This is a genomic window from Rhizobium sp. BR 317, from assembly GCF_047445835.1.
In the GTDB taxonomy this organism is placed as follows: Bacteria; Pseudomonadota; Alphaproteobacteria; order Rhizobiales; family Rhizobiaceae; genus Rhizobium; species Rhizobium paranaense.
Map to the genome: position 1 here is coordinate 36,951 of NZ_JARWLB010000002.1, position 13,179 is coordinate 50,129.

Annotated in this window: 11 protein-coding genes; 3 read left to right on the plus strand and 8 right to left on the minus strand. The window is 59.3% G+C overall.

Features of this window, described 5'->3' with window-relative positions:
- Positions 1-123: 123 nt before the first annotated feature.
- Positions 124-522 (plus strand): SRPBCC family protein, encoded by a 399-nt coding sequence (locus QD357_RS02760; protein ID WP_107108242.1) that lies wholly within the window; start codon positions 124-126, stop codon positions 520-522.
- Positions 523-583: 61 nt separating this feature from the next.
- Here the strand turns inward: QD357_RS02760 and QD357_RS02765 are convergent, their stop codons facing one another.
- The 7 genes from QD357_RS02765 to QD357_RS02795 form a co-directional block, all read right to left on the minus strand.
- The gene (locus QD357_RS02765; RefSeq protein ID WP_107108243.1) at positions 584-1,201 is read right to left on the minus strand and encodes an ABC-type transport auxiliary lipoprotein family protein; all 618 of its coding nucleotides are present in this window, start codon (positions 1,199-1,201) and stop codon (positions 584-586) included.
- 38 nt (positions 1,202-1,239) lie between these two features.
- Positions 1,240-2,610 (minus strand): MlaD family protein, encoded by a 1,371-nt coding sequence (locus QD357_RS02770; RefSeq protein WP_414124020.1) that lies wholly within the window; start codon positions 2,608-2,610, stop codon positions 1,240-1,242.
- An 8-nt stretch (positions 2,611-2,618) separates the two neighbouring features.
- Entirely contained in the window at positions 2,619-3,482 is an 864-nt protein-coding gene (locus QD357_RS02775; protein ID WP_107108245.1) for an ABC transporter ATP-binding protein, read from the minus strand.
- A gap of 12 nt (positions 3,483-3,494) precedes the next feature.
- On the minus strand, positions 3,495-4,655 hold the full coding sequence (locus QD357_RS02780; RefSeq protein WP_414124021.1) for an ABC transporter permease: 1,161 nt from the start codon (positions 4,653-4,655) through the stop codon (positions 3,495-3,497).
- A gap of 154 nt (positions 4,656-4,809) precedes the next feature.
- Positions 4,810-6,030, minus strand: coding sequence for an MFS transporter (locus QD357_RS02785; protein ID WP_107108247.1), 1,221 nt, complete (start codon positions 6,028-6,030; stop codon positions 4,810-4,812).
- Positions 6,031-6,195: 165 nt separating this feature from the next.
- A complete protein-coding gene (locus QD357_RS02790) occupies positions 6,196-7,002 on the minus strand; it encodes a UDP-2,3-diacylglucosamine diphosphatase (RefSeq protein ID WP_107108248.1) in 807 nt (268 codons plus the stop codon).
- A 112-nt stretch (positions 7,003-7,114) separates the two neighbouring features.
- Entirely contained in the window at positions 7,115-7,870 is a 756-nt protein-coding gene (locus QD357_RS02795; RefSeq protein WP_181316062.1) for a glycerophosphodiester phosphodiesterase, read from the minus strand.
- Between the two features lie 236 nt (positions 7,871-8,106).
- On the opposite strand from QD357_RS02795, the gene QD357_RS02800 reads away from it, so the two are divergent.
- Positions 8,107-10,419: an NADP-dependent malic enzyme gene (locus tag QD357_RS02800; protein WP_414124022.1), complete on the plus strand. Its 2,313-nt coding sequence runs from the start codon at positions 8,107-8,109 to the stop codon at positions 10,417-10,419.
- 240 nt (positions 10,420-10,659) lie between these two features.
- A complete protein-coding gene (locus QD357_RS02805; RefSeq protein WP_107108535.1) occupies positions 10,660-11,421 on the plus strand; it encodes a hypothetical protein in 762 nt (253 codons plus the stop codon).
- Here the strand turns inward: QD357_RS02805 and QD357_RS02810 are convergent.
- Positions 11,381-13,156, minus strand: coding sequence for an ankyrin repeat domain-containing protein (locus QD357_RS02810; protein ID WP_107108250.1), 1,776 nt, complete (start codon positions 13,154-13,156; stop codon positions 11,381-11,383). The genes QD357_RS02805 and QD357_RS02810 overlap by 41 nt on opposite strands.
- Between the last annotated feature and the right edge of the window lie 23 nt (positions 13,157-13,179).

Here is a 13,179-nt window from a genome sequence, read left to right on the forward strand (position 1 = left end):
TCGTCTCCATTGCAGGACCGTGCAAGAATGCCCCAGGATTCTTCAAGAACCGGCCTTTCCATTGAGCCGGTCCGTGCCCAATTCGGTAATTCACAAAGGACAAATATACAGGAGGAGGTATCCATGTCGACCATGACCGCAAAGATCGTTCATATCTCCATCGATCGCCCTTGGAAGGAAGTTTACGGCTTTGCCGGCCGTCCGGAAAACATGCCGCTCTGGGCCTCCGGACTCGCATCGGGTTTGGAGCAGGATGGCGAGGATTGGGTTGCCAAGGGCATTCTCGGCACCGTCCGCGTCAGCTTCGCGCCTCGCAACGAATTCGGCGTCATCGATCATACGGTAACAATCGAATCCGGCTTGAAGGTTCAAAACGCGCTCCGCGTCGTGCCGAATGGCGATGGCTGCGAGGTCATGTTCACGCTGCTAAGATTGCCGGGAATGACCGACGAGCAATTCACCGCAGACGCAGCGCACATCGAGAAGGACCTTGGCACGTTGAAGTCCCTGATGGAGCGATAGACGGCTCGGTCCTTTAGCAACTTCGGTACGAAAACTGCTTCGAACCTTACCTGGATTTGCTCTAAATCGAGCGCAGCGTCCAATCGACGAGTTCGGCCGTCACGCCGGCAAAGGCCGTGTCGAGCCCTCGAACGAAATCCGGATTGCTGCCGCCGCTGACCGGCACGACCTTGCGAAAGACATTCTGCGCCTTGACCGTGCCCGAGCGGTCGTTGAGAATCTTAACCGAGATTTCGACAGCAGCCGATTTCTGGCCCGCCGCCGTATCGATCTCAAAGGACCTGATATCCGTGACGATCTGATAGTCGATCGCCAGCCCCTGCCCCGGCACGCCGACGCCGCCGAGCTTGCCGGTGTTTTCGAAGGCTTCGACCAGCTTCGACTGCACTATCCGGCTCAGCTTGTCGCTCCACTGCGACTTGCCGAGATACTGAATCTCCCGGGGCGAAACGCGGATCACGATCTGATTGCTGTCGAGCGGCTGCAGCGCGGTCGGCAGCGGGATCAGAATCTGCCGGCGCTTCATCGACGGGCCGCTCGCCTTGACCGCGGCCGTGAGATCATACGTGTCATTGACGGCGGCTGAACCGCAACCGCTAAGTAAAGCTGCAAGCAGCGGCAGAACGATCGCTGCCTTTCGATTCACTTGAAAACGCTCACCCGAAACGCAACCAACCATAGTCAGCCTATCCCTTGCAGCCCAAAAATTGCTTTTCATTAACGCCTCGCCCGGCCGTCATATTGCTTGACGGTATCGCCGCCGAAAATCAGGCGCTGCGGATTGCGGTCGAAGTTAGTGATTGTATTGTTAAGGTTATTAACCGTGCCTCGCATATCGTTGACGAGAGACTGCACGTCGCGCAGGCCGCCGCTCGAGAACTTCTGCAGGTTGTCGGCGATCGGCCCGATCCGGGCGTTGAGATTGTCCGCCATCGTCTTGAAGGATTGGAGCGTGTCCCTTGCCTCCGCAAACAGCGACTTCGTATCGCCGGAGCCGAGCAGCGAGTCGACCTTGGTGAGAATGCCGTCGACCTTGTTGGAGGCGGAATTCAGCTTGTTGGAAATATCCTTGGCATTGGCAATCGTCTGATCGATATCCTGCTGATGAGCCGCAACCGAATTGGCAACATCGCGGATAGATATCACGGCCTTTCTGGCGTCCTTGGTCACCTCGGCGATATCGTCCATCGAACCCTTCACCTTGTTGGGATCGATCTGCGCTATGATCGCATCGACGCGGTCCAGGGTCTTTTGTGCATTCTCGCCGAAGGTCGTATAGGTATCGGCGGTCTTCTTGAAGGATGCGATCGTCCCCTTCAGATCGGTCGTCGCGTCAGCCACATTGGCGGTGATCTTGTCGGCATTGTTGACGACGTCATTGATCTTGTTCGCATCGACGGCGCGCACCAGCTTCTCGATCGCATCCAGCGTCGATTCGACACGAGGCGATACGCTCTTGATGGTATCGGAGAGCTGTCCGACGCTGGCGAGGAACTTGTCGATATTGTCGGAATTGTCAGCCAGCGCCTTTGAGAACTTCTGCGCGTTGCGCACCGTATCGGTCAGCGGCCCTCGGGAGTCGGAGATGAAGCCCTGGACGTCGCCAATTGTGTCGTTGGCGCGGTTCAGGATCTTGTCGGCGGTAGCAAGCAGGTTTGTCACGCTCGACTGGTCGGCGAGCAATACTGCCCGCTTACCGGTTTCGATCGACCGCTTGAGGATGTTCTCGTCGCCATTGCGACCGCCGGAAAGCTCGATATAGGCCGCACCCGTCAGGCCCTGGATTTCCAGAATGGCCTTGGTGGACGTATAGACCGGCGCGTCGGCGCGCACTTCGGTAAAGGCCAGCGAATAGTTCGGATCATCGGCATCGATCGAAAGCCCCTGCACGGAGCCGACCTGAATGCCATTGAAGCGGACGGGCGAGCCGACGCTGAGGCCGTTTGCCGAACCAGGAATGCGAACGACCAGCTCGGCCATCGGACCGCCGCGGCCATATTCCGCCATCCAATAGACAAAGCCGAAGGCGGCTGCGATGACCAGCAGCGTGAAGAACCCGACGATCGTGTAGTTGGCTTTGGTTTCCATTGTTCCAGTTACTTCTTGCGGCTGTTGGCGCCAGCGCCATTGTCGTCGTTGCGATTCCCTATGTCCTCCCGCGGCACGATTGATCGCGCACGTTTGCCCCGGAAATAGGACTGCACCCAAGGGTCGTCGCAGGCCAGCATGTCTTCAACCGTTCCCTCCACCAATACCCGCTTCTGTCCGAGAACGGCAATACGGTCGCAAACGGAAAACAGGCTGTCGAGGTCGTGAGTCACCATATAGACCGTCAGGCCGAGCGTGTCGCGCAACTTGGCGATCAGCTCGTCGAATTCCGCTGCACCGATCGGATCAAGGCCGGATGTCGGCTCGTCCAGGAAAACGAGATCTGGGTCGAGGGCCAGGGCCCTGGCAAGGGCGGCGCGTTTGATCATGCCGCCGGAAAGCTCGGACGGATATTTATCGGCAGCATCGGCGGCCAGGCCAACCATGCGGATCTTCAGATGTGCCAGCTCGTCCATCAGGGCCTGCGGCAGATCGAGATATTCCCGCATCGGTACCTGGATGTTCTCCTTCACCGTCAGCGAGGAAAACAGCGCGCCCTGCTGGAACAGCACGCCCAGGCGCATATCCAGCCTGTTGCGCTCCGGCTCCGAGAGCTTGTCATAGTCTTCGCCGAGGATCTCGATCTTGCCGGAACGGCGCGGCAGCAACCGCAGCACTGTGCGCAGCAGCACCGACTTACCTGCGCCGGAAGCGCCGACGAAACCCAGGATTTCGCCGCGATAGATATTGAGGTTCAACTTGTCGAGCACTACTTTCGATCCGAAAGCGACGGTCACGTCCTGCGCGGAGAGTACGATATCTCTGCCCTGCTCATCCTTGTCCAACGGGATTTCCGAGTGAAGCGCGCTCATCCTTGCCGGCCCTCAGAAATCGATCGCTGCGTAGAACATCGCAAACAGCCCGTCCATCAGGATCACCACGAAAATCGATTTCACAACGGACTGCGTCACATGCTGGCCAAGCGATTCGGCGCTGCCACCCACCTTCAGCCCTTCGACCGCAGCAACGATGCCAATGACCAGCGCCATGAACGGCGCCTTGATCATGCCCGAGATGACGGTGGAGAGACTGATCGCCTCGTGCAGGCGCGAAACGAAAGTGGCGAAGGTGATGCCGGAATAGGCCCAGGCGACCACAGCCGCGCCGCCAAGCGAGGCGAAATTGGCAAGGATGGTCAACAGCGGCAACGCGACGGTCAATGCCACCAGCCGGGGGAAGATCAGAACGCCGACCGGGTTCAGACCCATGACCTTCAGGGCGTCGACCTCTTCGCGCATCTTCATCGAGCCGATTTCGGCAGTAATGGCGCTGCCTGAACGGCCGGCGATCATGATGGCGGTCAGCAGCACGCCGATTTCGCGCAATTGCAGGATACCGACGAGATCGACGACGAAGATTTCGGCGCCGAAATAGCGAAGCTGGAATGCGCCTTGCTGCGCGATGATCGCACCGATCAGAAAGGACATCAGCAGGATGATCGGCACGGCGCGCACCGCCATATGGTCGATCTGATTGACGATCGAAGCCGGCGAAACACCGCTGCCGCGCCCGAACTTGAGCTGCGCGCCGCGCACCGCCGAACCGAGTATGTACATGGCCGCGACGAGATTGCCCCATATCTCGTAAACGCTTTCGCCGATCGGTGCGAAAATCCGTTCCGCGAGCGATTTCTTTGGCTTGGGCTCCGCCGCCTCCTGGTTCGGGTCTTCGGTAAAGGCGGTAAGCAGCTCATCGATATGGGGATTGGAGCCGTCGATGCTGACCGTAACGCCGTGCGCTTCCTGGCTCTCCTTCAGGCGACGGATCAGCAGCGCCCCCGCGGTGTCGACATCGGAGAGATCAGAGAGATCGATCACCACATGATCGCCGCCATGCTGTTTCGTAAGCTGATCGATCTGCCGCAACACGCCGTGCACATTGGCACTACGCCAATTGCCTTCCAGCCGATAGCGATGCCCGTTGCCATCAGGCTCGTCATCGATCCTCGGTGCATCGGGGCTTTGTTCGGCTGCTTTCAAACTCATGCGTCTTTCAGATCTTGCGTCACAATCGCCGACTCAGGAATCCCAGCTCGACGGTAATGGTTAATATCCGAGTGCATAGGCGATTTCCATGCCGCGCCGATGTCAAAATATGCCATAGCATTTTGATATCCAAATGAATTCGTTTTGCCCGCCTTCAGGAGGCCTCGCCCGCCCTTTCGCCAAACCCGGAACTGTGGGGCTGAAGATTGCGGGCAAGCACCACCATGGCGAGGCCGAAAGCTGCAACACCGGCCATGACATAATAGCTGGAAACACCGAGCCACGCGTAGAGATAGCCGGAAGCAAGCGTCATAAGCCCGAGAAACATGCCGTTATAAAAGAAATAAGAGCCCTGGGCGGAAGCCTCCTGGGCTTCCTGCACCGAGGCGACGATACGGCGCTGAATGCCGGTATGGACGCAGGCATAGGTGCAGGAATGAAAGCACTGCAGCACGAAATAGCCGATGAAACCGAAGTTGATCGGAAACAATATCCAGCGCAGGACACACATGCTTGAGCCGAAGAAAATCAGCGTCCAGGCGCTGAAACGACGGCTCAGCATCTTCGACATGAAGAAGACCATGACCTCCGCCGCGACCCCTATGCTCCAGAGGACGGCGATCTGCGTGCCGGAAAAACCGAGCGTCCGCCAATAGATCGACGCGAAGGTATACAGCACGGCATGGCTGGACTGCTGCACCGACACACCGATCATGGTGATCAACAACTGCGGTGAGCGCAGCCCGCCGCCGGTCGGCGCCTGCAGGTTGATCGGCTGATTGCGCCGGCGTGTCGGTCCAATGCGCGGACAGAAGAAGGCCATCACCGTCGTCAGGAAAAAGCCGCCGACCATGCTGGGCAGAACCATGCTGCCACCCCATTTCTGGATCATCTGACCGCCGATAAGGGTCGAGAAGATGAAAGCAATCGATCCCCATACGCGCATCGAGCCATAATCGAAACGCCAGCGCCGCACGCCGGAAATGGCGATCGATTCCACGACGGGTAAGTAAGGCGCGTATGTCGCCCCCTGAATGCCGTAGACCAGCAGAACCGGCCAGAAATCGCTTGTCCAGTAAAGCGCGATCGCCGTCAGCAGCGACAGTGCGCCCGACCAGAACAACACATTCGCACGTTCCTCGACGCGATCGGCCAGGATGCCGACAATGGGCACGACAAGAACGCGAACCACCATCGGTACAGCGAGGATGAGACCGATCTCGCGGTCACCGAAATTCAGTCCCGCCAGCCAGACGGGGAAAAACGGCAAGGCGATCCCGTTGACGAGCAACGGAGCACAATAGGACAAGGCGGTGCGCAAACGAAAATGCGGAGGAGCGCCCTCGCCCTGGAGAGATTTTGTCGCGGGAATCATGACAGACCTGAAGGGAAACTGATTGCTCCCTATCACTCCATCGTGAATACGACTATGGCGAGAAATAGCCCGATCGAAACGTTTCAGGGAAAATATGAGGCTGCAATCAGATAACGACGATCAAAAAATGTGACGGCGCGTTATCGGATGCGTGAGCGGCGCATATTATGCCGCCCGCACCCCAAGGGTTTCCGACAGATCCTCGATGGCGGCGCCGACCGGCTGTACCTCGGTGATCGTCTGCCAGGTGATCAGCTCGAAAGTGCCGTCTTCATGCTCGGCGATCGCCGTGCAGCTTTCGACCCAGTCGCCGGTGTTGATATACCGGATGCCATCGAAATCCTCGATGATGGCGTGATGGATGTGGCCGCAGATGACGCCGTCGGCATCGTTGCGCTTGGCCTCTTCGACCACAACGCGCTGGAACTCGCCGATGAAGTTGACCGCATGCTTGACCTGAAGCTTCGCCCAGGCCGAGAACGACCAATAGGGCATGTTCAGGCGGCGGCGAACCGCGGCGAGGCCGACATTGATGAGGATCGCCATATCGTAAGCCCAATCGCCGAGATAGGCGAGCAGACGCGCGTTGCGGACGACGACGTCGAATTCGTCGCCGTGCAGGACGAGGTATTTCTTGCCGTCAGCGGTCTCGTGGATCGCCCGCTGCGCCACTTCGATGCCGCCGAAATGCATGCCGGGGAAATCGCGCAGGAATTCGTCGTGATTGCCGGGGATATAGACGATGCGGGTGCCCTTGCGCGCTTTACGCAGCAGCTTCTGCACCACGTCGTTGCAATCCTGCGGCCAGTACCAGGTGCGCTTCAGCCGCCAGCCGTCGACGATGTCGCCGACAAGAAAGATGGTGTCCGCTTCGTGATGGCGCAGAAAATCGATCAGATAGTCCGCCTTGGCTGCTTTCGAGCCGAGGTGCACGTCAGAAATGAATAGCGTTCGAAACCGCCTGACATTCATGTTTTCATTCACGAACTCTATGTCCGTGCCCTATCCTACGTTGGCTATTCCAAAACCAGACTCGTGTTTCAGGATGATGACAAATCCTGTGCGATAGGACTATCGCGCAAGATCAGCCGCGCTTTGCAGCTATGGCGAGATCTGGGCGATCGGTTGTGAAACTTGCGACACCGAGGCGAAACATCGCCTTTGCTGCCTCGCTGGTGTGAGCCGCCCAGCCGTGCACCGTCACGCCGTTTTTCCGAAAGAACTCCGTTACTTCGGCATCGATGGACTCGGCCCGCAAGGCAATCTCGCGGACGCCAAACCGGCCGAGTGCGGCAATGACGCCTCTCCAGCCGATTTGCGCGACCATCAAGGGCGAACAGAGAAAGATAAGGCCCAGAAGTTCGCCGGCATTCAGGCCACGCTCCTCCAGCGCGACGCTGAAAACCTCCAGGCGCGGGAGCGCGAAACTGGTCACCATTGTCCGCTGCAGCATGTCGGTCGCCAACAGCTCGTCCGCAATACGGCCTTCCATGCCTTCATAGGGTTTTCCGTCCGGCCTCGCCTTGATCTCCAAGCGAAGGTCGACCGCGGACGGCCCGAAGATATCGATGGTCTGGGCAAGTGTCGGAATGGTCTCGCCGCCACTGCCGATGACGATATGGCGCATCAGTTCGTCATAGCTGAAATCGGCGATCGCGCCCTTGCCATCCGTCATGCGGTCGATCAACGCGTCGTGATGGATGACAAGCTTGTTGTCACGCGTCTGGTGCACATCGAATTCGACGAGATCGACATCGAGCTTGGCGGTTTCGGAAAAGGCGAGCCGGGTGTTTTCAGGCCACAGATGCGTACCGCCGCGGTGGGAAGCGATGAGGGTCATGAGCGTTCCTCCGTTTTTGCCCTCATAGGCCAGCGCCGTGACCCCCATGTGACGCATTTTCGCCCTTCGCTTACCATCGGGTCCGGAAGTCAGCGTTTGCGGACCGGAAAAACAATTCTGAAAACGACGCGACAAAAAACCTTCTGTCCGCGTCAATTGCATACTGTGCACCCTGGGTGATTGATGTATGCAGGGGGAATCAAACGCGAGCGCGCAAGCAGGAATGGAGGAGCGTAATGGATACGCACGACACATCGAAGGCAGCCAAGAACATGGCGAGTGGCAATCTCGACGACCAGGCTCTCTTCTTTCATCGCTATCCCCGTCCCGGCAAGCTGGAAATCCAGGCGACGAAGCCGCTCGGCAACCAACGCGACCTGGCGCTTGCCTATTCTCCCGGCGTTGCCGCGCCCTGCCTTGCCATCCGCGACAATMCGGAAACGGCCTTCGACTACACCTCGCGCGGCAATCTCGTCGCGGTCATCTCCAACGGTTCGGCCGTCCTCGGTCTCGGCAATATCGGTCCGCTTGCCTCCAAGCCCGTAATGGAAGGCAAGGCTGTACTCTTCAAGAAATTCGCCGGCATCGATGTCTTCGACATCGAAGTTGCCGCACCCACCGTCGATGAGATGGTCAGCGCGATTTCCGCGCTGGAGCCGACCTTCGGCGGCATCAATCTGGAAGACATCAAGGCGCCCGAGTGCTTCGACGTCGAACGTCGTCTGCGCGAAAAGATGGAGATCCCGGTATTCCACGACGATCAGCACGGTACCGCCATCATCGTTGCCGCCGCTATTCTCAACGGGCTTGAATTGGCCGGCAAGAAGATCGAAGACGTCAAGATCGTTGCTTCGGGCGCCGGCGCGGCGGCGCTTGCCTGCCTCAACCTGCTGGTCATCCTCGGCGCCAAGCGTGAAAACATCTGGGTCCACGATATCGAAGGCCTCGTCTATGAAGGCCGTACCGAGCTGATGGACGAATGGAAGTCCGTTTATGCCCAGAAGAGCGATAAGCGCGTGCTTGCCGAGTCGATCCCCGGCGCCGATGTTTTTCTCGGCCTCTCTGCCGCCGGCGTATTGAAGCCTGAGCTGTTGGAGCAGATGGCGGAGAAGCCGCTGATCATGGCGCTCGCCAATCCGACACCAGAAATCATGCCGGATCTCGCCCGTGCCGCCCGACCGGACGCGATGATCTGCACCGGCCGTTCGGACTTTCCGAACCAGGTCAACAACGTCCTCTGTTTCCCCTATATCTTCCGGGGCGCGCTCGACTGCGGCGCCAAGACGATCAACGAGGAAATGAAGATGGCCGCAGTGCGCGCCATCGCGTCGCTTGCCCGCGAGGAGCCGTCCGATGTTGCCGCACGCGCCTATACCGGCGAAACGCCGGTCTTCGGGCCGAATTACCTGATCCCCTCGCCCTTCGACCCGCGTCTGATCCTGCGCATTGCGCCCGCCGTTGCGAGAGCCGCGGCCGAAAGCGGTGTGGCCCTGCGCCCGATTGCCGATTTCGACGCCTATATGGACGAACTCAACCGCTTCGTCTTCCGCTCCGGCTTCATCATGAAGCCGATTTTCGCCGCAGCCAAAACCGCGGAGCGCAAGCGCGTCGTCTTCTCCGAAGGCGAGGATGAGCGCGTGCTGCGCGCTGCCCAGGTTCTTCTTGAAGAAGGCACTGCGGTTCCGATCCTGATCGGACGTCCGTCCGTTATCGAGACCCGCCTGAAGCGCTATGGCTTGAAGATCCGGCCGAATACCGATTTCGCCGTCATCAATCCGGAAGACGATCCGCGCTTCCGCGAATATGTCGAGCTCTATTTCTCGCTGGTCGGCCGCAGCGGTGTCATTCCGGAAGCAGCGCGAACGATCGTGCGCACCAACACCACCGTCATCGGCGCCCTGGCGCTGAAGCGCGGCGAGGCCGATGCGCTGATCTGCGGCCTCGAAGGCCGTTACGAACGCCATCTGCGCGTCGTACGCCAGATCATCGGCAAACGCCCCGATGTTCGCGATTTCTCGGCGCTCAGCCTGCTGATCTCGCAGCGCGGCGCGACCTTCTACACCGACACCTATGTCACCTTTAATCCGAATGCCGAGGAGATCGCCGAGTCGGCGGTGCTGGCAGCCGAAGAAATCAAACGCTTCGGCATTTCGCCGCGGGCCGCTCTCGTTTCGCATTCGAATTTCGGGTCGCGGGAATCGGAAAGCGCGACCAAGATGCGCAATGCCCTGGCGCTTGTCCGCGAAATGGCACCGGAGCTGGAAGTCGACGGCGAAATGCATGGCGACAGCGCCATCTCCGAAAGCCTGCGCCGTCACGTCATGCCGGACAGCACGCTTACCGGCGAAGCAAACCTGCTGGTCTTCCCAAATCTCGACGCCGCCAACATCACCCTCGGCGTGGTCAAGACCATGACCGACGGCCTGCATGTCGGCCCGATCCTTCTCGGCACGGCGCTCCCCGCCCACATCCTGTCGCCGTCCGTCACGTCGCGCGGCGTCGTCAATATGGCGGCCCTTGCTGTGGTCGAGGCTTCCCAGCCGAATTGAGGCAACAACCTTGTCGGACCGTCTTCTGAGGCGGTCCGACGGGCTCATGGCGGTCGGTTTCCGATTGTGTCGAAAATTTGCCTGGCAAAGTCACCAAACGGCGACAAGAGGCGAAGCCATGCTCCGTCTTTGATCATTTCGCAGGAATCCTCCTACCAGAAGTGTATTTCTGATAGGGACGTTGTTAAGCTCCACGCTGTATTCTTTCTCAAAGTCGAACCGCTTTCGAAGAGCAAAATCGTGAACCGCGGCAGAAATTCCTTCTCCTGTCTTTTGTTGTCCCTCTTGGTTGCATCGCCGGCTTCGGCGCAGACGAATACGCTCTGCGACGAACTGCACGGCCGGTTTGCCAATATCACGCAGGTTGTCGGTGCCAGCGCCGAGACACGGCAGCTTTCGCGCGCTATCGCCCAACAGAATCTCATGATCCGGCAGCTAAAGAGCGATATGCGCAATCAGGGCTGTGCTTCCGACAGCAGCGTGGTGATCTTCGGTTCCGGCTCCGGGGATAGTGGCGCCTGCGATGAGATGCAGACGTCGCTGGACCGGATGCAGCAGGACCTTGGTTCACTGATGGATGAGCGCGAGTTGAGCTTGACCCGCGTCGACGCCGAAGGGGCACAACGCCGCCAATTGCTCGCTACCATGCAACGCAATGGCTGCAACGCTCCCGCGTCAGCCGAGCCGGACACTGTTATCAACACCCGGTTGAAGCAGGAGCCTTACACACCTGAAGAGCAGTCGCTGGCGCAACCCGAAAGCTCGGTCACGTCAATCGAGACGCGGAAGCCCCAGCCGGACGCGACGTTGCCGCAACGGCAGATGCCGACGACCTCGGCGCCGGCAGTCACCCAGATTCAACCCAGACAAATGCCGGCGGACCGGCCTTACGATCCCTCGGCAAACAAGGTGCGCCAGGTCGGACCGCAATTCCTCGCGACCGACCAAGGTGGCATCGATCTCAAACATCCGAAAGCGGCCGGTCCGCAGCCGGCACAATAGCCGCTTTGAGCAGCGAGACGATCGCCTCATCGCCCGTTTCCCGCGCCAGATCCCGGTACGAGAGGCCGGATGCATCTCTCACCGAACGATCGGCGCCGCGCTCCAGCAGAAAGCGCATCGCATCGACCTGAGCATTGAGGATGGCAAAGCCGAGCGGCGTCAACCAGTCGCGGTCTGCGCTCGCCTGCCCGTGTGGACGAAAATCGCCGAAGCGGACGTTGATCTGATGAGGATGTTTTTTTAGACGCGCGGCCAATTGCTCAACTTGGCCAAAGGCGGCAGCCGCAAAGACATCGAGCGGCTTCGTCTTCAGGAATTCGACCATCTCCTCCTTGCCGTTGTATTCCGCCCAATCGATCGGCGGTGAATAGTAATAGGGATCGCGGATGGTGGTGTCGGCCCCATGTTCGATCAGCAGCTTCGCCATGTCGATATAGCCATGCAGGGCAGCCTCATGCAGCGGCGTGCGGCTGGTCATGGCGTTGACGTCGAAGCCGAGAGCAAGCATCCGGCGGACCGGCTCGAAGGCATTGTCCCCCGCCGCTTCGTGCAGCATCGCGGGGTAAATCCGCTGCATCGCTTCGGGAATGTCGAGCTCACGCGCTATTCTCTTTATGTGATCTGCAAATATCCCGAGATCGACGGGCATATTACCGGTCATAATCTGGATATAAACCCAGTCCTCCGTCTTGAGCCGAACGGCAACAGCGCCCTTTTGCACAAGGTACAGCGCAAGATCCTTGTCGCCACCGATCCGTGCCCATTCAAAAGGCGTTCGGCCATTGACCGGCTTGTTAACGTCAGCCCCATGCTCGACCAGCAGCCTGACGCGCGCGCCAATGCGTTTCTCGCAGGCCCAAGCCAGTTGATAGTCGAACACCGTCTGCGAATTCGCCACCATCAGACCGTCTTCGCGCACCAGCCAATTGTTCTTGTCGACAGCGGAAAGCCCGTACTCAAGCAGCAATTCCAGGCAGGAATTGTCGGGCTCGAACATCCGGTTATAGAGCGCCTGGCTGTCATTCACCTCCGCGCCGGCGTCGAGCAAAAGGCGCGCGAAAGCCTCGCAGTCGGGATGCGGCGGCTGCCTGACCTTGCCGGCTTCTCCCTCTCCGAAAACACCGGTCAATGCCGTGAAGCGATATTGACCGCCGTCGAGGAAGAAGGCGTTGGGATCCGCTCCACGCTCTATCAGGACCCGCGCCGCCGGCAAGCTGGAGTGGCCAGGCAGGCGAGCATAGGTGGCATAGAGCAAGGGCGACCAATCGTAAGGCCCGCCTTTCCGATCAAGAAGCTGCGGCTGCCGATCGAGCCAGCGCGCCACACCGGCGGCGTCGCCAAGTGCCGCGGCAATGTAGATACTGTCCTCGGCAAGCTCAGGGTTACCCTCCAGCAATTGCCGCGCCTCATCGAAGCGTACCGGATCAGCCGGGATATGAGGGAAGTAGGAAACCGTCGCCAGCGACAGGAATTGGTTGGCGAGCTGATCGCGAGGCGTTTGCTCGCGATTGGCGCTTTCCAGATGCGCTTTGAGTTTTGTCCAGCTTGAGAAGCCATACTCGCGGGCAAGAACAAGCTGGATCTCCTGAAGCCCGACTTCGGCGGCATTGGCGAAATACGGCTGGACACGACTGCGTGCCGCTGCCTCGCCGGAATGAACGGCTTTCAGAAAGGCCTTGGCCTGTTTTTTCAGGGAATCGACGGTGGCATTGCCCGCCAGAGAGCGCGTGGTCACGAAAGACCTCCTTTCATTCACGT

Bases quoted from the DNA above. Each gene is read 5' to 3' on its own strand.
- QD357_RS02760 (WP_107108242.1), top strand. From the start codon at position 124: ATGTCGACCATGACCGCAAAGATCGTTCATATCTCCATCGATCGCCCT.
- QD357_RS02765 (WP_107108243.1), bottom strand. From the start codon at position 1,201: ATGGTTGGTTGCGTTTCGGGTGAGCGTTTTCAAGTGAATCGAAAGGCA.
- QD357_RS02770 (WP_414124020.1), bottom strand. From the start codon at position 2,610: ATGGAAACCAAAGCCAACTACACGATCGTCGGGTTCTTCACGCTGCTG.
- QD357_RS02775 (WP_107108245.1), bottom strand. From the start codon at position 3,482: ATGAGCGCGCTTCACTCGGAAATCCCGTTGGACAAGGATGAGCAGGGC.
- QD357_RS02780 (WP_414124021.1), bottom strand. From the start codon at position 4,655: ATGAGTTTGAAAGCAGCCGAACAAAGCCCCGATGCACCGAGGATCGAT.
- QD357_RS02785 (WP_107108247.1), bottom strand. From the start codon at position 6,030: ATGATTCCCGCGACAAAATCTCTCCAGGGCGAGGGCGCTCCTCCGCAT.
- QD357_RS02790 (WP_107108248.1), bottom strand. From the start codon at position 7,002: ATGAATGTCAGGCGGTTTCGAACGCTATTCATTTCTGACGTGCACCTC.
- QD357_RS02795 (WP_181316062.1), bottom strand. From the start codon at position 7,870: ATGACCCTCATCGCTTCCCACCGCGGCGGTACGCATCTGTGGCCTGAA.